General features: G+C 29.8%; 20 protein-coding genes. 12 read left to right on the top strand and 8 right to left on the bottom strand.

Going from position 1 to position 23,578, the window contains the following annotated elements; translation table 11 throughout:
* Together AQ1685_RS08740 and AQ1685_RS08735 are read right to left on the bottom strand one after the other, a co-directional pair.
* On the bottom strand, positions 1-2,715 hold the full coding sequence (locus AQ1685_RS08740) for a carboxypeptidase-like regulatory domain-containing protein (protein WP_095071340.1): 2,715 nt from the start codon (positions 2,713-2,715) through the stop codon (positions 1-3).
* A 31-nt stretch (positions 2,716-2,746) separates the two neighbouring features.
* Complete coding sequence (locus AQ1685_RS08735) at positions 2,747-3,574, bottom strand: GLPGLI family protein (RefSeq protein ID WP_095071338.1); 828 nt, start codon at positions 3,572-3,574, stop codon at positions 2,747-2,749.
* Positions 3,575-3,734: 160 nt separating this feature from the next.
* Between AQ1685_RS08735 and AQ1685_RS08730 the strand changes: the two genes are divergently transcribed.
* From AQ1685_RS08730 to AQ1685_RS08710, 5 genes are all read left to right on the top strand, one after another.
* Entirely contained in the window at positions 3,735-4,994 is a 1,260-nt protein-coding gene (locus tag AQ1685_RS08730; RefSeq protein WP_095071336.1) for a hypothetical protein, read from the top strand.
* 33 nt (positions 4,995-5,027) lie between these two features.
* Positions 5,028-5,585: a TetR/AcrR family transcriptional regulator gene (locus tag AQ1685_RS08725; protein WP_197697497.1), complete on the top strand. Its 558-nt coding sequence runs from the start codon at positions 5,028-5,030 to the stop codon at positions 5,583-5,585.
* 63 nt (positions 5,586-5,648) lie between these two features.
* On the top strand, positions 5,649-6,395 hold the full coding sequence (locus tag AQ1685_RS08720; protein ID WP_095071332.1) for an SDR family NAD(P)-dependent oxidoreductase: 747 nt from the start codon (positions 5,649-5,651) through the stop codon (positions 6,393-6,395).
* 10 nt (positions 6,396-6,405) lie between these two features.
* Entirely contained in the window at positions 6,406-6,714 is a 309-nt protein-coding gene (locus AQ1685_RS08715; RefSeq protein ID WP_095075037.1) for a carboxymuconolactone decarboxylase family protein, read from the top strand.
* 48 nt (positions 6,715-6,762) lie between these two features.
* Positions 6,763-7,815 (top strand): flavin monoamine oxidase family protein, encoded by a 1,053-nt coding sequence (locus AQ1685_RS08710; protein WP_095071330.1) that lies wholly within the window; start codon positions 6,763-6,765, stop codon positions 7,813-7,815.
* Between the two features lie 43 nt (positions 7,816-7,858).
* On the opposite strand, the gene AQ1685_RS08705 is transcribed toward AQ1685_RS08710, so the two are convergent.
* The 3 genes from AQ1685_RS08705 to AQ1685_RS08695 form a co-directional block, all read right to left on the bottom strand.
* Positions 7,859-9,745, bottom strand: coding sequence for a T9SS type A sorting domain-containing protein (locus AQ1685_RS08705; protein ID WP_095071328.1), 1,887 nt, complete (start codon positions 9,743-9,745; stop codon positions 7,859-7,861).
* 448 nt (positions 9,746-10,193) lie between these two features.
* On the bottom strand, positions 10,194-10,418 hold the full coding sequence (locus AQ1685_RS08700; RefSeq protein ID WP_095071326.1) for a hypothetical protein: 225 nt from the start codon (positions 10,416-10,418) through the stop codon (positions 10,194-10,196).
* Positions 10,405-11,793, bottom strand: a complete 1,389-nt coding sequence (locus AQ1685_RS08695; RefSeq protein WP_095071324.1) for an MATE family efflux transporter — start codon at positions 11,791-11,793, stop codon at positions 10,405-10,407. Before AQ1685_RS08695 ends, AQ1685_RS08700 begins: the two co-directional genes overlap by 14 nt.
* Positions 11,794-11,883: 90 nt before the next feature.
* On the opposite strand from AQ1685_RS08695, the gene tpx reads away from it, so the two are divergent.
* From tpx to AQ1685_RS08660, 7 genes are all read left to right on the top strand, one after another.
* The gene (tpx, locus tag AQ1685_RS08690; protein WP_095071322.1) at positions 11,884-12,381 is read left to right on the top strand and encodes a thiol peroxidase; all 498 of its coding nucleotides are present in this window, start codon (positions 11,884-11,886) and stop codon (positions 12,379-12,381) included.
* Positions 12,381-12,767, top strand: a complete 387-nt coding sequence (locus tag AQ1685_RS08685; protein ID WP_095071320.1) for a diacylglycerol kinase — start codon at positions 12,381-12,383, stop codon at positions 12,765-12,767. Before tpx ends, AQ1685_RS08685 begins: the two co-directional genes overlap by 1 nt.
* 37 nt (positions 12,768-12,804) lie before the next feature.
* Positions 12,805-15,276 carry an FtsK/SpoIIIE family DNA translocase gene (locus AQ1685_RS08680; protein ID WP_095071317.1) on the top strand — a complete coding sequence of 824 codons (2,472 nt, stop codon included), beginning with the start codon at positions 12,805-12,807 and terminating at the stop codon, positions 15,274-15,276.
* Positions 15,277-15,299: 23 nt separating this feature from the next.
* Positions 15,300-15,953 carry a LolA family protein gene (locus AQ1685_RS08675; protein ID WP_095071309.1) on the top strand — a complete coding sequence of 218 codons (654 nt, stop codon included), beginning with the start codon at positions 15,300-15,302 and terminating at the stop codon, positions 15,951-15,953.
* Positions 15,954-16,301: 348 nt separating this feature from the next.
* Positions 16,302-17,747, top strand: a complete 1,446-nt coding sequence (locus AQ1685_RS08670) for an LptF/LptG family permease (RefSeq protein ID WP_095071306.1) — start codon at positions 16,302-16,304, stop codon at positions 17,745-17,747.
* A gap of 5 nt (positions 17,748-17,752) precedes the next feature.
* Positions 17,753-18,895, top strand: coding sequence for a 3,4-dihydroxy-2-butanone-4-phosphate synthase (gene ribB, locus AQ1685_RS08665; RefSeq protein ID WP_095071303.1), 1,143 nt, complete (start codon positions 17,753-17,755; stop codon positions 18,893-18,895).
* A gap of 84 nt (positions 18,896-18,979) precedes the next feature.
* Positions 18,980-20,740, top strand: a complete 1,761-nt coding sequence (locus AQ1685_RS08660) for a WD40/YVTN/BNR-like repeat-containing protein (RefSeq protein WP_095071300.1) — start codon at positions 18,980-18,982, stop codon at positions 20,738-20,740.
* 54 nt (positions 20,741-20,794) lie between these two features.
* On the opposite strand, the gene AQ1685_RS08655 is transcribed toward AQ1685_RS08660, so the two are convergent.
* From AQ1685_RS08655 to AQ1685_RS08645, 3 genes are all read right to left on the bottom strand, one after another.
* Positions 20,795-21,613 (bottom strand): hypothetical protein, encoded by an 819-nt coding sequence (locus tag AQ1685_RS08655; protein WP_095071297.1) that lies wholly within the window; start codon positions 21,611-21,613, stop codon positions 20,795-20,797.
* Positions 21,614-21,848: 235 nt separating this feature from the next.
* Positions 21,849-22,793, bottom strand: a complete 945-nt coding sequence (locus AQ1685_RS08650; RefSeq protein ID WP_095071294.1) for an NAD(P)H-dependent flavin oxidoreductase — start codon at positions 22,791-22,793, stop codon at positions 21,849-21,851.
* Positions 22,794-22,803: 10 nt separating this feature from the next.
* The gene (locus AQ1685_RS08645; RefSeq protein ID WP_095071291.1) at positions 22,804-23,574 is read right to left on the bottom strand and encodes a hypothetical protein; all 771 of its coding nucleotides are present in this window, start codon (positions 23,572-23,574) and stop codon (positions 22,804-22,806) included.
* Positions 23,575-23,578 lie beyond the last annotated feature (4 nt).

The raw sequence follows: 23,578 nt of genomic DNA, 5'->3' as shown, positions 1-23,578 counted from the left end.
TTATAGGTTGTATACAAACCTAAAGGTTACAAAACGAGGTTGTATAAAAGTCTCTGAACTAAATACAGAGAAATTATTTGCATTATTTCGTATCTGGGAATCTATATTTAACAAGTTTGTTGCTTTTATCTCATATTCCCATTTTGCATCATTATTTTTTCTGTATGAAAATGTTGCATTCCAATTTTGAAAAGATTGAGAATTCCCTTCATTAGAACTCTGATTTGTATAGGAATAATCTGTTCGAAAAGTTACTGATTTCCATATGTAAGCATCGAATTCAATCGATGGTGTATTTGTTGTAAAAGTTGTTTTTCTACTACCTTGAATATTGGTAGACACACTGTAACGATATCTTAAATTGATGTTAGGAGCTTTTAAGTAATTCGTTCTAATACCTGGAGTGTATGTTTGAACATAACGCTCATTTAACGATTGAATTCCTTGAATAAACTGATTAATCTTACTGTAATTTAAACCTGTTCCAAAACTAGCTCTTATTTTACCGAATGTCTTTTGAATTCTTCCAAAAACATTAGCATTTTCATCTGCAAAATTAGAATTGAAAAATGTACTCGTTCGTATGACATTTTCAAAATTTGTTAAGCTCCTAATTTGATCTATATTTCTAGAATAAGAAGCTCTTGCAAATATATTTGTATAGTTGAATAAATTAAAACTACTATAAAATAAACTCAAATTATGCGACAAAGCATTTTGTAGTTCTGGCTCTCCAAATTGAATATTATTAAAATTATTCAACACCAATCCTTCTGCTAATCGAGTAACGTCAGTAAATTGATTTCTCATTTCGTAACGAAAAGTAAGTGCTTCACTTTTCTTGAATTGAACTCGTGTTTCAAAATCTGGTAAAATTCTAAAAAAACCTTCGTCGTATGTTACTCCAAATTGTGTGTTACTATTTCCATAAGCATGTAACGAAAAACCTGGTGTAATTGTGAAAATTCCCTTTTTTACTCTATAGTGAACTCCTAAATAAATATCACTAAAATTATATGTAATGTTATTTCCTAATTTACCATCGTTTATTGTTGGAGTCGGATTAAATTCTGATCCATCATTTAAAAACTGAAATACATTAGAATCAAATTCTTGAGAACTTAAAATGGTTCCGAAAGTTAAATTGATATTACTTTTAGAATTAATTAAATTGTAATAATCTAGTTTAGCATCTAATTGATTCGATTTTATCCTCCTATTTTGATTGATATTATAATTATCTTGAGTTGTATCTAATCCTAAAGCTGCAGCTGTTGTATCGAAAGGATCTGAAGTACTGTTGGTATTGGCTAATACAGCATTATAAAAAGGATCTTCATTTTTAATTAAATGTTGTGCTTCTAAGGCAAAAATATTAGTATCATCTAAAGTATAATAGTAATTCAAATTTTGATTGATACTATAAGGAGAAACTTCATCAAATTGTGTTGTCGTTCCAATTACTGAAGAAAACGAATTTTGATCTTGTTGATCTTTTGAAACTCTAGCTATTACATCATAATCTACCTGATTATTTACATTAGGCTTGTAAGATGCACTTAACTTTAATAATCCTTGATCTGAACGTTCTGTCGTAGATTGATCAGTTGCTTCATCTGGTATACCTAATTCTTGATTTGTATATTGAACAAAACTTGTTTCTCTAGATAATATTTTGCTATTGTTATAAATTAAAAAACCACTTAAATCTAAAGTAGATTTTGGCGAATAATTAAAATTCATCGTCGCCAGTTTGTTTTCTATTTTAAGTGCGTTACTCTGGTTGGTTAGAAAATTTAAGCTATTATCTCCTAAATTTATACTCGTTCCACTACTCCTACTTGGAGCTCTAAATCCACCTCCAAAACCTCGAATATCTCTTCTGTTTAAAGCTACTTCTCCAATATTATTAATATCTCCAATGAAATTGATGCTATATTTTGGACTGTAATAAAATAATTTTGGTTGTAATAAATACAAACTTTCGTCTGGAGACTTTCCTCCACCTGCTGTTACATTTCCAAACCAAAAATTCTCTTTTCCTTTTTTTAGTTTGATATTTAAAGCAACATTATCTTGATTATTTCTTACACTTCTTAACTGACCAACTTCAGCATAATTTCTTAAAACCTGAATTTTATCTACAGCTTTAGAAGGAATATTCTTTGTGGCTAATTTCGTGTCGCCATCAAAGAAATCTTTACCGTTCACCATGAGTTTATTTACCACCTTCCCTTCTACTTCTATTTGTCCATCTTCATTAATTTCAACTCCAGGAAGTTTTTCTAAAACATCTTCAAGCTTTCGTTCTGTACCATTTTTAAAAGAATCTGCATTATAAATTAATGTATCACCTTTTATAGTTACTGGCATTTCGTAGGTAATTTCAACTTCATCTAAAGAATTATCAGGTTTTAAAATGAAATCTTTCTTAAGATTCACTTCTTTTACCTGAATAATTTCTTCATAAGTTTTCATACCTATATAACTGATTTGAATTTTATAGGATTTATTTTTCGATAATTTAAGTTCAAACTTTCCTTTCGAATCAGTAATTCCGTAAGATTCTAAAACTTTAGTTGTTTGGTTTATAGCAATAATATTTGCTAAGTCTAACGGAGTATTCAAAGTATCTTTAACTACTCCAGAAATAGTAACTTGTGAAAATGAATTACTGATTATCGAAAAGAAAAAAAGAAATATTATTTTCTTCATAAGAATACAATTAGGTATTTATTATTGGTTTTTATCTTCTCCTTCTACCTCTATTGTTTCTCATTTCAATCATTTTACCTTTTATGGTTTCTTGATATGCCATTTTAGTAATCTCTTTTCCTTTTTCAGGAGCTTCAATTTCTATTTTATCTTTAGGATTCATAATAACTTTAGAACATAACATAATTTGATTTCCTGCACTTACTTCTAAAATTAACCCTGGTAACCCCCAATATTCTGCTGGACCATGACTTACAGGAATTTGTGGTGTGTACCAAGCCTCTACTTCAGTCATTTCTATTTTTGGCTCAACTGTGTTTCCTAAAGAATCTTTTTTCTGTTCAGTTTTTCTTAAATCACTCCAAGAAAAATTATACCAAGTGAGTTCTTTTGTAGGAATAGAAGCTGTAGCTTTCATACATAAATAATTGCCTATTTTTTTTGATTCGCTCCCTATTTTCCATTGAATTTTTTGCAATTGATCTTTTACTAAAAAACGTTTACCATAAAATTCTTGACTCTGAATTAACTCGTTAGATTGAATGTTTTTATACTGATCACCTGGTGAGAAATTTTTCCCCCAAGAATCTGTTGCGCCAGATATTGCATCAATTTTTTCTTCTTCTTTAAAGAATGATTCTTTTCTATTAAATGTTAATACATATTCTTTTTCTAATCTATTTTTTAATCTAGCCTTTATCTGTTTTTTTTGCATTTCACTCATTTTAGCTCCCCATCTTCCTAACTCTAACTTTGCTTTAGAAAAATAAATAGCTTTACCTTGAAAAGTTTCATATTCAGGTGTAGTAAAACCTAAAACTAAGATTATAGCCAATAGTTTAAAAAGTAGTGATTTCATGATGTTTGATTAGTTTTGTTTAACAAATATATAAAAAGAGTGAACAAATAAAATTTATTTTATTAAAGATTTAACAATCTTTATGTTAAATCTGAGAGAATTGTATAATTTATTGATGATCAACTTAAATACTTTATATTCGTAAAAATTAGTTCTAGAAATGGAAAAATCAACTGAAAACTCTGCAAAACAATGGTTACAAAGATTAAAAGATGAAAGTTGGGAAGCCGAGCTTTTAGTATCTGCTGTAGCTATATTTGGTACATTTAAACTTTTTGGAATTATTGGATGGCTAACGAACAAGTTTATAGATATTATTAGTCTCGATTTATATTTTTCTGCCTACATGGTTGTATTCTTTGGTTTATTTGCCATTAGCATTTTAGCTTCTATGTTTGTTATTCATTTCTCTTTAAGAGCTTATTGGATTGGGTTGGTTGGACTAAATTCAGTTTTTCCTGATTATAGTATAGAGGATAGTGCATATTCTAAAATATACACAGAAAAGATGTTAGAAATTTTACCTAAACTCAAGGATTCTATAGAAAAAGTAGATGAGTTGTGTAGTGTTATCTTTTCTGTAGCTTTTACATTCTTACTCATATATTCTTACTTTTCTTTCTTAGCAAGTATTTATATCTTAACCTATAACGCTTTTTCTGAAACGGTTGATCCTATCTACTTATTAATACCTCTTTTTATATTAGGAATACTATTTGTATTGCAAATGTTTCTTTCAGTCTACGCTAATTTAAAAAACAACAAGGAAAAAAGTGAACTTCAAATTTTTACTTTCAAAGTGAATAAGTTTGTTTCTATGGTTACTTTCGGACCGTTATATAAATCGATTTTACAAGTAAGTATGATTTTTGGATCTAACTTTAAAAAGAAAAAAAGACTTGTACTTTTAATGTTAGTTTTCATATTTAGTGGTGCATTTACAGCTATATACCAAATTTCAGAAACCAATATTCTGTATTTAATTAATCCTAAAAAATACCACAATAACAATTTAATTCGTCCTGTTTTCTATGCCGACACTAATTCAGAAAGTACATATTTAATAGAACCAGAAATTGAATCAGAAAAAATAGATCATAAATTATTCAAAGTTTTTATCCCTTTATTTACCTATGAAAATAGATTACGTAGAAAAATTTGTAAGTATACTGATGAAGATTTAGACAGTGATAATAAAAATGAAATTCTACAAAATTGCTACAAAACTTATGTTACTTTAAAAGTAAATGATAAAAAAATCTTAGCTCCTAATTATATCAGACAAATACATCATAGAACTGGTCAATTTGGTATTGTAACCTATATAAATACTGAAGAATTAGCTATGGGACAACATTACATTTCTATAAAAAAAGGAGAACATAAAGAGTGGAAAATTCCATTTTTTTTAGAAAAATAGACAGACTTGTCTATTTTTTTATATCTTTGTCATGTGAAACGAGATGTAAGACAACATATTATTGCAACAGCTTCTGATTTATTTTACAGAAATGGCTACAATTCTACAGGAATAAATGAGATTATTTCTGAATCTGGAATTGCAAAAGCAACTTTATACAATCATTTTAAATCAAAAGAAGATATTTGTTTGGCTTACTTGCAACACAAGCATAATAAATTTACTCATGATATCAAAGCATTTTGTAGTTCTAAATCTTCTGGTGAAGATCAAGTTCTTGCTGTGTTTGATTTTTTAAGTTTATTCTTTAAAGAAAAAGACTTTAATGGTTGCTGGTGTATTAAAACGGTTTCTGAAATTCCAAAAGATAACGAGAGAATTAGAAATGAAATTCAAAGTCAGAAAAAACAATTAATAGCTTTCATTTCTGAATTAATTACTAAAAACTTAACTATTGTATCTGAAAAGGAGTCAGAAAGTTTAGCTAAACAAATTTATTTGTTATACGAAAGTGCTGTTGCAGAAAGTCATTTGCACCAAGAAAACTGGCCTATTATGCAGGCTAAGAATATATGTCAAAAAATAGTTTAAAAAATTTTACAATAATAAAGACAGACTTGTCTGTTCATTAATAAACAATTAAAATTAAATAAAATGGGAAATTTTAACAACAAAGTAGCTATCGTAGTAGGTGGTACAAGTGGAATTGGTTATGCAACTACACAACAACTTTTAAACGAAGGTGCAACTGTACATATCGTAGGTAGAAGTATTGATAAAGTTGATAATCAAGAAAACTTAGTAAAACATAAAATCGACATTACAAACAAAGATGAAGTGTCTAATTTAATCGATACAATTGGTGGATTAGATAATGTAGATTACTTAGTAAACGCTTCAGGTATTTTTGGTCCTAAACCTTTCTTAGATCATACTGTAGCAGATTATGATTCTTATTTAGACTTAAATAGAGGATTCTTTTTCATAACACAAGCAGCAGCTAAAAAAATGAAAGAAACTAATGGTGGATCTATTGTTAATGTTGGTTCAATGTGGGCTAAACAAGCAGTAAAAGCAACACCATCCTCTGCTTATTCAATGCAAAAAGCTGGTTTACATTCTTTAACTCAACACTTAGCTATGGAATTAGCCGATCACAAAATTAGAGTAAATGCGGTTTCTCCTGCTGTTGTTCAAACACCTGTTTATCATGGAGTTTTTGGTAGTAAAGATGCTGCAGATGAAGCTTTAGAAGGATTTAATGCTTTTCACCCAATTGGAAGAAATGGATTAGCAGATGATGTTGCTAACAGTATTACATTTTTATTATCAGATAAATCTTCTTGGGTTACTGGTGCTGTTTGGGATGTTGATGGTGGTGTAATTGCAGGTAGAAACTAATATTAAAAAAATGCATTTAACGATAAAAGAACTTTTTTCAAAACTAGGAAGTTTAGGAAAAAAATCTCCAAAATCAATGGAAGCTTTTCAACAGTTTGATAAAGTAGCCATGGAAGATGGAGCAATTCCAGCAAAGTATAAAGAATTAATAGCTTTAGGTGTAGCATTGACAACACAGTGTGTCTATTGCTTAGAAATTCACAAAGAAAAAGCTAAAAAAGCTGGTGCAACTCAAGAGGAAATTGCTGAAGTAACTTTTGTCGCTGCTGCATTAAGAGCAGGTGCGGCTGTTACTCACGGTACACATACAATAGATTAATTTTTTAAGGTTAAGCTAAATTTATTAGCTTAACCTTTTTTTAGGTTCATGGAAAAAAACATCGTTATTCTTGGTGCTGGATTATCTGGCTTAACAACTGCCTATTTATTACAAAAAGAGGGCTTTTCAGTAAAAATTTTAGAAGCTAATACAAGATTAGGTGGAAGAATTTACACGAAGAAAACAAACAATGCCAATATTGAATTAGGCGCAACTTGGTTATGGAAATATAACACAGCATTAATTCAATTATGTAAGGAATTAGATATTCAACTTTTTGAACAGAAAATGGATGGCGATGCTTTATTTGAAGCCATGAATGCTCATCCCCCACAAAGGTTTAACCTACCTCCAAATCAAGAGATAAGTTATAGAATTGTAGATGGTACACATACTATTATTGAAAAATTAGCTTTTAAAATTGGAAGAGAAAATATTTATCTTGATGAAAAAGTTACACACATAAATCAGTTTGAAAACCAATTAACAGTTACATCAAAAAATAAAACATATGAAGTTGATTATGTAATTTCAACTGTTCCTCCAAGATTATTAATACAATCTATTACTTTTTCTCCTGAATTACCTAAAGATGTAATTACTGTTGCAAATCAAACACATACTTGGATGAAAGATTCAATAAAGTTTGCTATTGTATTTGATACTCCTTTCTGGAGAAAAAACGGACTTTCTGGTGTTGGGTTTAGTAATGTTGGTCCTTTTACCGAATTATACGATCATTGTACTGTACAAGAAAACGGTTTTGCGCTAATGGGATTTTTAAATGGTGGATTAGCTGAGCTAACTAAAGAACAACGAGAAGCTAAAGTTATTCTACAATTAAAAAAGTTTTTTGGTGAACAAGTAAACAATTATTTAGTTTACGATGAGAAAATATGGAAAAAAGAAACGCTTACTTGTATTCATGATAATCAATTTATTTTTCCGCATCAAAATAATGGGCATGAAGTATTTCAAGACTCTTTCATGAATCATAAACTATATATATCTGGTACAGAAACATCAAAAACATATGGTGGTTACATGGAAGGAGCGGTAAGAAGAGCAATTGAAATAGTTCAACAAATAACAAAAGACTGATTTAAAAATTTAAACCAGCCTTTCTTTTGTAATAAATAAATTACTACTTCACTATTAACTTATGTGTTTCTGTTTTGTCAAGAGTAATAAAATAAATACCTGCAGATAATTCTGAAGTACTTAGTATACTTTCTTCTTTATTAATTTTCATCATATTTAGAATAGTTTTTCCTGAAATATCTGAAAGTGTAGCTTCTTTGAATGTTCCTTTTATAACTACCTGATCTCCTAATTTTACTGGATTCGGATATAAATATATATTATCTTTTTTTGAATTTTCTACGATATTTGTAGTTGTTCGAGACAAAGTTCCTGTATTTGTATCTATAAATTGCCATTGTGTCCAATTTCCAGACCAAGTGGTTGGTCGCTGTTGAAGTTCGCTTCCTATATTGGCATTTTGAGGTCTAAAATACATTCCTGTCGCTTTATTTTGTAAATAGAAATAATCATCTGAACTATTTACTCTTCTCCATTGTGTATAAGCTCCTCTGTACGTATTAGGAACTTGTTGAATAGTACTTCCATTTGTATTGTTTACTGGTCTAAAAAATAAGCCTGTAGCTTTATTTTGTAAATAATAATATCCTCCACCAGCATCTATAGCAGACCATTTAACAGTATCAACTGTTGTTGAAGAAGACGTCATTTGTAAGCTAGAAAAGTTTGCCGTTCCATTTGAACTTAACCTTCCTCCTGTTTGTCTATTTTCGATATAAAAACTACCATCTGAACTTCCTCCGTTATCTCCTCCAGAATTATCAACTGGTTTGTAAACACGAATCCAATCTACTAACATTAAGTTGTTATCAAAATCTTGAATTTCTGTATTATTTGGTGAACGATTAGCTGCTGTTTGCCAACTTTGATCTTCAACATTAATAATGATATCCATTTCACGAGAAAATTGTTGACCATTGTTTAAATAATTAAAAGGATCGATAACGCTGGTATTAGAAGCATTCTTAGCAACATTCAAATTATTCTGATTAAAACTGTTAGAAGTAGAACTAACTACCATTTTTTGAAACCCAGCTTCTTGTCCGGTTGTTTCTCTAATAAGTTGACCATTTTGTGTTCCTGCTGGATACGTATATTGCCATGTTCCATCAGGTAAACGAGAAGCAATAGCGTCATCATCTAAAACTCGAACTAAATCGCCGTCGATATAATATTCTAAGATTCTTGGAGCTTTCCAATATACACCAATACGAACTACTCGTCCTCCCCATTTAGAAACTCCATTTTGCCTATACCAACTATTCCAATCACTCGGTTGGTAATCTGCAAAATTTTGAGGACGACGAAAAACATGATGGCTTAAATGAACTCGTTCAGAAAAGAAATTATTTCTTCCGTCGTCTCCAGTTCCTCCATAACATTCAATTATATCAATTTCTTCTTTATCATCTGGACTTAACAACCAAATGTCTGTTGCCAGGGTTGAATTAGCAACTTTTAATTCTGCTTCAACAAAAACAGGATATTTTACTCTAGTTTTAGAAGTAATACAGCCAGAAATTGTTTCTGGTCTGGTAATATTTGTTCCATTAAATTCAAATGTTTTTGTGTACGGATTAGTTTTAGCAGCATCAAAAAATCTTCTGCTGGCCCAAATATTTAAGTTTCCGCCTGAAACTGCTACATGATTCCTTTGCCATTTGGTAGCTCCCGGCCCATCCCAACTATTATGGTAAAAATTATTCCATTTCGCAGGTTTTCCCGAAGGACCAAAATCTGCATTATTATTTGTTGGATTAAATGTGTAATTGAAATCATCTGAAGCATTCTCTATAAGATTCCAGTTATTGATATTTCCCAGTCTTGTGGGTAATGGAGTATTATCAAAGTCTAGTTGTGCATTTATAACATTAAATACAAGGAATAATGCTATAAATAGTAATTGTTTTTTAGGGTTTGATTTAGACATTACTATGGTTTTTGGATTATTATTTTGAGGTTAATTTATTTTTTTAGCTAAAAAATTAAACTTTACTCAAAATTAAAGCTATTTATTAATGAATAATCAGCTCCATCCTGTTTCCTAGTCTATTGTCAAGTTTTAATAAAGTAATAAGAAATCATCATAACTACCTAAATATAAAGTACTAAAAGTAAACAATTAAAATATAAAGACTACTAATGTAAGTGTATTGAGTTTTATACTTTGTTTCAAACAACTATTTCAATAGTAACTTACACAATTACTGAAATTTTTAAACGAAAGATAGTGTTGCGTAAATATTTTGTCAAGTTATATTTCCAAAAAATTGATCAAAATTTAACTTTGATATTACATCTATTGACTAAAAACTGTCAAGCATTATTTTGGGGCGTGGAGAAAAACAAAAAAGGCTAGACTTTTTGTCTAACCTTTTCTATTCGTATTGTTTCATTTCTTCATCGTAGAATGCACCAGCCTGTTCTATTAAGCCTTCTAGCTCATTTGCTAATTCCTGCTCATTTTCATCGGCAATATCTTCAAACCATTCTACAGAATCATCTTTTAAGTTGATTAAAAATCTAGGATATTCAGTATGTAATACAAAAATATCTTCTTCGAAATCACTGTTATCAGCTAATAAAAATTTAGGTAAGTTCATTATGTTTTGTTTGTATCAATTTTTGAGTTAGATAATTAAAGCGTAAAAATAATAATATTGAAGCAGAAGTTAATCCAGCTAATAACCCTAGCCAAATTCCAAAACTTCCATACATTTCCTCTTTTCCTAAAAAATAACTTACAGGAAAACCAATTAACCAATACGCTATAAAAGTAATTAGTGTAGGTATAGCTACATCTTGTAAACCTCTTAGTGCTCCTAAAACCATTACTTGAATACTGTCACTTATTTGAAAAAATGCAGCTGCGATTAATAACGTAGAAGCTATTTTAATTACTTCCATATTATCTGTATAATTTTGAGCGTCATTTAAATCAACATATACATTTGGTAAAATTTTATGAAAAGAGAAAAAGATAATTGCAAATCCGACAGCTAAAATTACACCTAAAAAGAAAATTGAAAAAGCAATTCTTCTTAACTCAATATAATTTTGCAACCCTTTCTGATTACCAACCCGTATCATTGCAGCAACACTTAATCCCATTGCCACCATAAATGTCATAGAAGATAAATTTAAAGCAATTTGATTTGCAGCTTGTGGGTTTTTACCTAACAGTCCACTTAACCAAATAGCAGCGGTGAAAATAGCTACTTCAAAAAACATTTGCATTGCACTTGGCGCTCCCAAACTAATGATCTTTTTCAACATTAACTTATCTAATACAAAGAATTTTATGTTGGTAACCAATCGTTTTGTTCGTTCTTTTTGAGTTAATAACCACCATAAATACAAGACCATAACAAAACGAGATAATAAAGTGCCATAAGCAGCACCTACAATTCCCATTTCAGGAAAACCAAATTTCCCAAAAATTAACAAGTAATTTAATATTACGTTAGCAACATTCGCAATAATTGTTGCATACATTGGGTAGCGTGTCATAGACATTCCATCACTAAACTGTTTAAATGCTTGAAAAACAATCAGCGGAATTAAAGAAAACGCTACTAAATTCAAATAAGGAATTGCTAACTCAACAACTTCAATGGGTTGTTTCATTAAATATAATAATGGTTTAGAGAAAAATACCATCAAAAACATTAGAATTCCAAGAGTTGTACACAAAAACAGTCCATGCTTAAATGTAGCTTTAACTTTATCAAAATTTTCAGCAGCATCAGCTTCAGCAATTAATGGTGTAATAGCTGTAGAAAAACCAATACCCAAAGACATCGCAATAAACATAAAGCTATTTCCTAAAGAAACTGCTGCTAATTCAGCTGTTCCTAATTGTCCAACCATAATATTATCGATAAAACTCACAAAAGTGTGTCCTAACATTCCTAACATTACAGGAGCAGCTAATTGCCAATTATATTTAAATTCAGATGTATATTTTGCTAAATTCACTAAATAAATCTTTCTTTTGAATAAGTACGCGAAGATACTTCAAATTGACAGATTTTAGTTATTTTTGATAGGAATAAAAACAAAAAACAAATGGCTACAGTAACGCTTAAAGGAAACCAAATACAAACTAACGGAAACTTACCAGAAGTAAACTCTAAAGCTCCTAACTTTAAATTAGTAAGTGGTGATTTATCTGTAAAATCTTTAGAAGATTATGCAGGTCAAAAATTAATCTTAAACATTTTTCCTAGTGTAGATACAGGAACTTGTGCAACTTCTGTAAGAAACTTTAACAAAGAAGCTTCTCAGTTAGAAAACACAAAGGTGTTATGTATCTCAAGAGATTTACCTTTTGCTCAGAGTCGTTTTTGCGGTGCCGAAGGTATAGAAAACGTAGAAATGCTTTCTGATTATGTAAACGGTGATTTCGGTAAAAATTATGGTTTAGAATTTACTAACGGACCTTTAAATGGTTTACACTCTCGTTGTATAGTAGTAATTAACGAAAATGGAGAAGTAAGCTATACTGAACAAGTTCCTGAAATTGTTGATGAACCAAATTATTCTGAAGCTTTAAAAGCATTATAATGGAGACATCATCTAAAGATGGATTCATAAAGCGGCGAATAAAAGGTGTTAGTTATGCTTTTAAGGGCATGAGAATACTAACAACAACCGAAGATAGTATCAAAGCCCAATTTATTATTGGGCTTTTTGCTGTTGTATTAGGTTTTGTTTTTAATATTTCTGCTACAGAATGGATGATTCAACTTACTGTTTCTGGATTAGTACTGGTTGCCGAAGCGTTAAATACAGCTGTTGAAAAAGTTGCCGATTTTATTCATCCTGAGTTTAATAACAAAATAGGAGTTATAAAAGATGTTGCTGCAGGAGCTGCTGGTTTTGCGGCAATAATTTCTATAATTGTGGGTTGTATTATATACATTCCAAAAATTACAAGCTTATTCTTGTAATATTTCTATATTTACAGGTCGAAATTTTTACTAGTTAATGGCAAAAAAAACAGTTTCAAAAAAAACAAAGAAAGTAGAGAAACCTGCTAAACCTTCTCTATTCAAACAAGCTAACGAATTCTTTAAAAATAGGCAAACACAAACGATTTTAGGCGTTTTTCTAGTGCTTTTTGCCATTTTTTTATGTGTTGCTTTTATTTCATTTTTCTTTTCTTGGGAATATGATCAAAGTATTTTAACAGAATTTGATAACAAACAACTAAAAGCTAAGAATTTATTAGGAAAAATCGGTTCTAGTTTAAGCCACATATTAGTTTATAATGGTTTCGGATTAGCAGCTTTTATACTTCCGTTCCTTATTCTTTTAACAGGAATTAGCTTTTTATTGCAAACTCGACTAAAAAGTATGGTTGCCAGATGGAATTGGGGACTGTTTAATATGTTATGGGTAGCCATTGCTTTAGGATTTGTAGAAAAGAAATTTGCTTTGTTATCTGGAACAGTTGGTTACGAGTTAAATGAATATTTACAAACCTTTATTGGTAAAACAGGTTTAGCAATAGTACTTATGTTTTTTCTTCTTTCTTATGTAGTTGTTCGATTTAGAATGACTCCTGAAATGATTAGCGAAAAGATAAAAAAACATGAAAAATCAAGTGATCCTGTTGTTGATACTACTTCAGAAGTTATTGAAAATACTACAACACCTGTAAGCAAAGAAGTAGAAAAACCAACAGAAAAAACTAAAGTAGATGATAGTAAATCTGACTTTGAACTTTCTGTAGATAACTTAAAACCTACAATAGGGAATCATTCTACTATTGAAAAGAAAAAAGAGGATAACTTAAATTTAGAAATTAACACTCCTACTCCAACACTAAAAGATGAAACAGAAACTATTATTTCTGATTCAAATAATGAAGTAGAAATCGCAATCGAAAAAGTAGAAGAAGAAAAAAGTGTAACTGAAAATTTATCTGATCAATTAGTTCAAGATTTTGGAGAGTTCGATCCTACTTTAGAGTTAGGTCAATATCGCTTTCCTACCTTTAACTTATTAAAAGAGTACAACGAAATTATTTCTATCGACCCTGAAGAATTAGAAGCTAATAAAAATCAGATCGTAGAAACGTTAAAGAACTATAAAATTGGAATTGCACAAATAAAGGCTACAGTTGGACCTACAATTACTTTGTATGAAATTGTACCAGAAGCTGGAGTTCGTATTTCAAAAATTAAAAACCTAGAAGATGATATCGCTTTATCGCTTTCTGCTTTAGGAATCCGTATTATTGCTCCAATTCCAGGAAAAGGAACTATAGGTATAGAAGTTCCAAATAAGAAGGCTACAATTGTATCGATGCATTCGGTAATTACTTCAAAAAAATTCCAAGAAAGTCAGATGGAATTACCTTTAGCTTTAGGTAAAACTATTTCAAATGAAACGTTAGTTGTCGATTTAGCTAAAATGCCTCACTTACTTATGGCAGGTGCAACAGGTCAAGGTAAATCTGTTGGATTAAATGCAATACTAACTTCATTATTATATAGAAAACATCCTGCGGAAGTTAAATTCGTTCTTGTAGATCCAAAAAAAGTAGAACTTACTTTATTTAACAAGATAGAGCGTCATTATTTAGCTAAACTTCCAGATGCTGAAGAAGCAATTATTACAGATACATCTAAAGTTGTAAATACTTTAAATTCTCTTTGTATAGAAATGGATAATCGTTACGATTTATTGAAAAATGCAATGGTTCGTAACATTAAAGAATATAACACTAAGTTTAGAGCTCGTAAATTAAATCCAGAAAACGGGCATCAATTTTTACCATACATTGTATTAGTTATTGATGAATTTGCTGATTTAATTATGACAGCAGGTAAAGAAGTAGAAACACCTATTGCTCGTTTAGCTCAGTTAGCCAGAGCAATTGGAATTCATTTAATTGTAGCAACTCAGCGTCCATCTGTTAATGTAATTACCGGTATTATTAAAGCAAACTTCCCTTCTAGAATTGCGTTTAGAGTAACTTCAAAAATTGATAGTAGAACTATTTTAGATGCACCTGGAGCAGATCAATTAATTGGTCGTGGAGATATGCTTTATTCTGGAGGAAATGACATTACTCGTATACAATGTGCCTTTGTTGATACTCCTGAAGTAGAAAAAATAACAGACTTTATTGGATCGCAACGTGCTTACCCTGAAGCACATCTATTACCAGAGTATGTTGGTGAGGAAGCTGGCACAACTATTGATAATAATATTGCAGATAGAGATAAACTGTTTAAAGAAGCAGCAGAAGTTATTGTAACTGCTCAACAAGGTTCGGCATCATTATTGCAAAGAAAGCTGAAACTCGGTTACAATAGAGCAGGAAGATTAATAGATCAGTTAGAAGCAGCTGGTATTGTTGGTCCTTTTGAAGGAAGTAAAGCTCGACTAGTTTTAGTTCCAGATTTAATTGCTCTAGAACAGTTATTAGAAAACGAAAAAAATATTTAATTTTGAATAATTTTAAGATCAGTATGAGAAAATTAGGAATATTTGTATTAGGATTATGTCTTTCAGTGAATGTAATGGCTCAAAATACATCTGAGAAGGCAAAAAGTCTTTTAGATGAGGTTTCTACAAAAATGGGAGCTTATAAAAATATGAATATAGGCTTTACTTCTACACTAGTTAACAAAGAAGCAGGAATTACAAACGATCCACCTATTCGAGGAAACATCACTTTAGCTGGTGAAAAATATAATTTAAACTATTTAGGAAACAACTTTGTTTTCAACGGAAAGCGTTTAGTTGTAATTAATGCCGATGAAAAAGAAGTTACTATTACAGATGGTGATTTAGAGGAAGAAGATGGATTTATTTACCCTTCAAAATTATTAACTTTTTATAAGGAAGGTTATAATTATAAAATGGGTGACTTAAAAAACAACAAAGGAAGAAAAGTTCAGTATGTAGATTTAACACCAATTGATAGTAATTCTGATATTATCAAAGTTAGATTAGGTATAGATGCAAAAACAAAACACATCTATAAATTAATACAGATTGGTTCCAATGGAGCAGAAACTACTTTTACAATCACCAAATTTAAAAGTAATCAAGCTATTTCAGAGAATTTATTCTCTTTTGATAAAGATAAATACGAAAAATTAGGATATCTAATAGACTAGTTTTTCTATAAAATATTTTAAAAGCCACATCAATGATGTGGCTTTTTTTGTTGATAAAGATAAAATACAAGTCTTCTTGTTTCGTTTAAATAAACTTACAGCTATCCCCTTTTACAACTATAATGTAAACTCCTTTACCTAGTATAGACTGAGGTTGAAAACTTATAACTTTTCAAATATAATTTAGCTCACTATTTATTTATACCCTGAAAACAGTGATAAATTAAAAATCAAACTAGTTTTAAAACTAAACTTTAAGAATGTTTAACTATAAATTAGTTTTTTTTAAATTTTCAATTAACAAAACTTTTTCTGTTTTTTAAAAGTAAGCTCCCTATTTTTGCAATAGTGAAAAGATTAGACAAATACATATTAAAAAGTTTCTTAATTCCTTTTTTAGCAACTTTCTTTATTATACTTTTTGTATTAGTAATGCAGGCTTTATGGTTAGCTTTTGACGATTTAGCCGGAAAAGGAATAAGTATTACCATCATTCTAAAATTCCTTTGGTACACCACTTTAATTGTTGCTCCTCAAGCACTTCCTATAGGAATTTTATTATCCTCAATCATGACTTTAGGTAGTTTATCTGAAAATTATGAATTTGCTGCTACTAAATCTGCTGGAGTTTCACTTCAAAGAATGGTAAGACCTTTGGTCTTTTTTGCTGTTTTTATGAGTGCTATTAATTTTGTTTTTCTAGATTATGTGTATCCGTATGCGATTATGAAACAAATTAATCTTAAAATCAATATCAAGAAAAAACAACCAGCACTAGCATTAGTACCTGGAAGTTTCAATACAGAAATTCCTAATTATCAAATAAAATTTGATGAGAAATATGGTGAAGATGACAAGCTTTTAAAAAATGTACTTATTTACGATCTATCTGCGAACAGAGGTAATAATAAAATTATTTCCGCTAAAAATGGAGAGTTTCTTTCAGAAGAAGGTAGTAAATACCTAACTCTTAGACTTAAAAATGGTCATTTTTTTGAACATCATGTAAAAAACAGAACAGCTTACAAAGAGCGTTTTAAAATGAAAGCCTCATACGCTGATTTTGATGAATACACTATTAATATTGATATTTCTTCTTTCAGTGACGATGATATGGATAAAACTAAGCATAAAAATAATTTTAATATGCTTAGTTCTAAACAGCTAAAAGATACTTTACCAAAACTTAAAATTAACTACGACGAATATGTAGCAACAAGAGCTAGAAGTTTATACTTAAACACGAATGCCAACAGACTATATGCTTATCCAGATTCTTTAAAAATCGAAGGTCTAAAAGAAGACATTTTAGAGAATTTTGACTTAGATTCTAAATTAGAAATTGCTAATAATGCCATGTCTAAAATAGACAGAACTATTAATAATTTTACTGCAAATAAAGGTTCATTTAAACATCAAAGAAAAATTATGAATCTTTATGATATCGAATTTTATAATCGTTTTGCATTTTCTTTGTCTTGTTTATTACTATTTTTTATTGGTGCACCACTAGGTTCTATTATTAGGAAAGGTGGAATGGGACTTCCAATGATATTGGCTATCGCCATATATGTATCCTATTTCTTTTCTAATACATTTGGTAGAAATATGGCAGAAGAAAGTTCAATATCTGCTGTAGCTGGTTCTTGGTTAGCTGTTGCATTAATGTTACCTTTGGCAATAATTTTAACAACAAGAGCAACACAAGATAAAGGGTTATTTGATATTAACGGTGTATTCGTTAAAATTGGTAATTTCTTCAAAAAAGTTATTCTCAAAAAAAGAGAAAATTAACACACATGACAACACAAACTAATCAAAAAATACAGCTTAACACAATACAAGAAGCTATTAATGATATCCGCCAAGGAAAAGTAATCATTGTAGTAGATGATGAGGATAGAGAGAATGAAGGTGATTTTGTTGCAGCTGCCGAAAAAGTTACTCCAGAGATGATTAACTTCATGGCTACTCATGGAAGAGGTTTAATTTGTACTCCATTAACAGAAAATAGATGTAAAGAGTTAGAATTAGGAATGATGGTTAATAATAATACCGATCCTATGGAAACTGCGTTTACGGTTTCTGTTGACTTAAGAGGAAATGGTGTTACAACTGGTATTTCTGCATCAGATAGATCTAAAACTATTGAAGCTTTAATTAATGAAGACACAAAACCTTTTGATTTAGCTAGGCCTGGACATATTTTTCCTTTACGAGCTAAAGAAGGTGGAGTTTTAAGAAGAACTGGGCATACTGAAGCTGCTATTGACTTTGCACGCTTAGCTGGTTTACAGCCTGCAGGTGTTATTGTAGAAATAATGAATGAAGACGGAACTATGGCTCGTTTACCTGAACTGGTAAAAGTTGCTAAAAAGTTTGATCTTAAAATTGTCTCTATTGAAGATTTAGTCGCGTATAGAATGGAACATGATTCTTTAATTGTAAAGAAAGAAGATTTTACCATACAAACTCGTTTTGGTGATTTTAGATTAAGAGCTTACCATCAAACTACAAATAATCAAATTCATATTGCATTAACAAGAGGTACTTGGAGTAAAAATGAACCTATTTTAACTCGGGTAAATTCTACCTTAGTTAATAATGATATTCTTGGAACATTAACCAATGATGCCGATCATAAATTAGATCGCATGTTTAAGGTTATTAATGATGAAGGACGCGGAGCTATTTTATTTATTAATCAGCAAAATCAATCATTAAACCTATTAAATCGTTTACGTGGTTTAAAAGAAAACCAAGCTGAAGGAAATATCAAAGCTCCAAGAATTTCTTTAGATAATAAAGACTTTGGTATTGGAGCTCAAATACTACATGATTTAAACATTCATAAGTTAAAACTTGTATCGAACAGCAAACAAGAAAAACGTGTTGGTATGATCGGTTACGGACTTGAAATTGTCGATTACGTAAATTTTTAACTTTATAAAAAACACTAGATAGATAATTAGTTTATCGTTAGTTAATTCTATATTTTTGAGAGCATTCTTGAAAAAATTATACTAATGAAAAAAATTGTCTATCTAGCTGTTATATCAGCTATTATACTTTTTAGCTGTTCTAAAGAAAATGGAATAACTGGTTTACCCATTTTAGAAACCAATGGAAATGTATCTTTTGGCTTCAAAATCTCTGCAAATAGAGGTTTAATAAACAAAGCAATTGCTAACGAAACACCTGTAGCTTTAATCATTTCTGTTGTTGATGAAAATGATGAAACTGTTTTTGAAAACAAACGTCATGAACTAATTAATTTTAATGGCAGTTTTTTAACTGAAGATATAGAGTTAAAAACCGGAACGTATAGACTTACTGCTTTTAATGTTATTAATAGTGACAACGAAGTTATTTTATCAACTCCAATCACAGGCTCTGATTTTGCAGATTTAGTTCAAAATCCCTTACCTATTGAATTTACTATAGATGAAGATGCAAGTATCACTGTTACTCCTGAAGTTTTAAGAGTAAATGAAGATGATACAGCAGAATCATTTGGTTATGTTTCTTTTGGATTTGATATAGTAGAAACTCAAAATTTATTTATTACTCTTATAAATGAATCGGTTACTCCAAATGTATCTATAGACGGAAGTATCGAAATAAAAATTAATGATATTAATTTTACGACTACTAAAGATTTAGAAGTTGGTGTTAACAAAATTCGTATTCCTTTAGTTGATAATTCTTCTGAAATAAATTTTATCATTACTTCGGATAGTTTTAGCGAACAAACTCTAAATACTAATTCAGATGAAATAAATAATACTTCTTCAAGCAATCCTTTAGAAATTAGTTTTGGAGAAGCTCCATCTACTACTATAATTCCAGATACTTCTCCTTCTGAAAGATTAGAATTGGTAATTTCTGGAGTAACAAACTCTTCTTCTACAGAAATTCTTGATGTATTTAGTGATATTGAAAATTTTGGAGATAAAACCTATGCTATAGGTACAGATGCAGGTTTTTCTAATATTATTGAAATATCTAGAAATCCAGCAGGAACAAATATAGATTACACATACTACAGATTCCCAGATAGCTCTATAAATCTTCTACGTTTGGTAAGAGTCGGAGATTATTTAATCGCATCTGCTTATGGTGGTGATTTGTATAAAATTAATATTATTGATAAAAACTATGTAAAGTATAGTTATTTGTCTTACTCTGATAATTTCGCAGACAATATTTATGCGCTAAACAATACTTTATATGCTCATCAAGGAAATGAATTATACAAAAGCGAAGATTTTGGAGCAACTTTTGAAATTGTTAATAATAATTTACCTTTTGCTTCTAGTTTTCCAAACTCTAGCGATGATCAAAAACGTAAATTATTAGCTATAAATAGTACTATTTATGGTATTGAAAGTCCTTTCTTATATAAAAGTACTGATGGTGGAGCAACTTTTGAAGTCGTAATGGATGGAATGAATGACACAAATGAACTATACGAAGTAAATGGTAATATTGTTGTAGCAGGAAATAATAGCGTTATTTTATTTAGCCCTTTTAATGATGAATGGTTAGGAGCTTATAGTCCTAAAACAGAAGATGGTAATTTTTTAAATGTAGCTGGAGTAGACGGAGAAACTAGAGTTTTCTTTGAAAATGCAGTATACGATAATTCAATATTTACTTTCGATGGAGTTGGAACTTTAGATCCAATAAGAACAGGAAATTATAACTTAACTGATGTTATTACCTCTACAGATTTTCAGCAAATTTATGGTATTGGAGGAAATACACTTTATTTAGAATTAAGATAAAATTATTTACAATAAAAAAAGCTTAGAAAAATTCTAAGCTTTTTTTTATTTCTTTTATCCTCTACAGCCTCGTAAAACACCAAATACATAATCGTCTGCTGCTTCATTAAATTCATCTCCACAATTAGGATCAGAAGATCCACCAGAAGCATTAAAAATATTACTACACTGGTCATGGTCCATACAATCTTTAGTCCATGCACTAGGAATCCACCATCTTCCACAATCAGCTCCACATCTTCCCATACATCCATAATTTGCTCTTGGCTTACTACCTACTTTAACATTATCAGAATAACTTCTTCCATTTCTGTCATCATATTCTGCTTTAACATAAGAATTTCTTCTAATACAAGTAATACCTTCATTTCTACTTCTTAATTTAACATCTAAATCAGAATTTACTTTTCTACTATGAAAAACATGTTGAGAAGGAGCTTGAGACCAATATTCCATCAACTTAATCATAGCATATTCATGCATGTCTATTTTTGCTTCTTTTTCTTCTAAAAAATATTCAGCAATGTCAGCTGTAGACATTAATAAATCTACTTTTTCCATATCAGAAAATTGAACATCAGCCGCTTTAAAATCAATTGTAGAGTTTTCATAATCTACTACAGCAGTAATTTCTTTATTATTAATATTTACTGAAATTGTGTAGTTCAGTTCAGAATTTTGAATTACACCATAAGCTATTTTACTATTATCAATACTTATTTTTCCTGAAAATTCTTTATTCGAATTTTCAATTAATCCGATAGCTTGTGCTCCAGGATTTGTTTTTTCGTCTGTATCAGAACAACTTACTATTGATAGTGAAATAAGTACTAAAATTATCCATTGTTTACATTTAAAATTTAAAGTTCTCATAAAGGTTTTTTAATTGATTAACTCTATAAAACTAATCATTTATTATTAAATTCATAATTTCTAACCTTTATTTTTAAATAATCAACATATTAAATACTTTAAATTAAAAAATTAACAACAAGCAGTAAAATCAAACAATTTTGAGCAGCAAAGATTTGTGATAAATAAAAAAATCCAATTAAAAACTATCAATTTTTAATTGGACTCTTTCTTTTAAGTAATTATAATTTTATTTTTAAAAACTTTTAAATTCAGTATTTAAAACCTGATTATACTCCTTTACAATCTCTTCTAAAACTTGTGCTGCAGGTTTTATTTCGTGAATTAAACCAGCTATTTGTCCAATTTCTAATTCTCCTTCATCTAAATCTCCTTCAAACATACCTCGTTTAGCTCTTGCACGACCTAATAGCTCTTTAATTTCTTCAATAGAAGGATCTTTTTGATATAGCTCTTGAACATCGTTAAAAAACTTATTACGAACTAGACGAACTGGCGCCAATTCTTTTAAGGTTACATATGTATCTCCATCTTTTACTTTTACAATAGTATCTTTAAAATTATTATGAGCTGAAGACTCTACAGTAGCAGCAAACCTACTTCCAACTTGAACTCCATCAGCTCCTAAAACCATGGCCGCCAACATACCTCTACCCGATCCTATTCCTCCAGCAGCAATTACTGGAATTGTTACCTGTTCTTTTACCATAGGAATTAAAGTAAACGTTGTGGTTTCTTCTCTACCGTTATGACCTCCCGCTTCGAAACCTTCACAAACTACAGCATCAACTCCTGCAGCTTCTGCTTTTAAAGCAAATTTTACCGAACTAACTACATGAACTACAGTAATTCCCTTTTCTTTTAAAAAATTAGTCCAAGTTTTAGGATTTCCTGCAGAAGTAAAAACAATCTTCACTTCCTCTTCAACAATAATATCCATAATTTGTTCTATATCTGGGTATAACATAGGTACATTTACTCCAAAAGGCTTATTTGTCGCTTTTTTACATTTTTGGATATGTTCACGTAAAACATCAGGATACATAGATCCAGCTCCTATAAGTCCTAGTCCACCAGCATTAGAAACAGCCGAAGCTAACTTCCATCCAGAAACCCATATCATTCCACCCTGAACAATAGGATATTTTATATTAAAAAGTTCGGTGATTTTATTTCTCAAAATTTTATTTTTAGTTGATTAAATATAGAAAAAGTAAAAGTGCTGATGATGAAAAAAAGAAGAAAACTAACATCGGGATTTTTAATACTCTGAAAACAAAACTTATAAAAGTTTCTAGTCCGTTTGAGGTTGCAATAATAGTTTTCATGTATGCTGTGTACAGTTTGTGCTTCTCTTCTAATGGTGATGCTACAAAATCTTCAATATTATCTTCCTTAAATTCTAACCTGTTTGATACAACAGTTAAAACTCTTTTTATTAAACTGCTGGCTATTCTGCCTATAAAAGGAATTTTACTAGTTACTGATTTCGTAAGTAAAGGTATTGTTACAATGTGAATTATTCCTTTAAACACTAAGGAAAGTACATCGTTCTTGTTATCTACTGTGATTTGATTGTTAATTTTTGATATGTCTTGAATCGCTAGTTTTAGAATGTCAAGTGAATAGTCAACTATTTCCAAAATATCATTTTTCATCTTAAATACTAAAGATAAAAAACCAAAAGAAATGCCAAATACGATAAATAAACCAAATCCAATAATTGCATAAAATACATATTCAATATGCACTAAATTAAATACGTAAAAACCAAAAATATAGATTAAAAAAGAGATAAAAATTGGTCTGATTACCCAAGAAACAATATAGTTAGGAAGCAGTAGTATTTCCACAAAATTCTCTACTACTTCTTCATCTTTGTATTTACTGACATCTAAACCAAGTTCTTGTTTTATCTTCTCTTGTAATTTTAGAACATCCCTTTTGGTTTTTACTTTCATATTC

The sequence above is a fragment of the Tenacibaculum jejuense genome (assembly GCF_900198195.1).
Classification (GTDB): domain Bacteria; phylum Bacteroidota; class Bacteroidia; order Flavobacteriales; family Flavobacteriaceae; genus Polaribacter; species Polaribacter jejuensis.
Note: the sequence above shows the minus strand (reverse complement) of the source record. Positions and strands in the feature narration are given on the sequence as shown.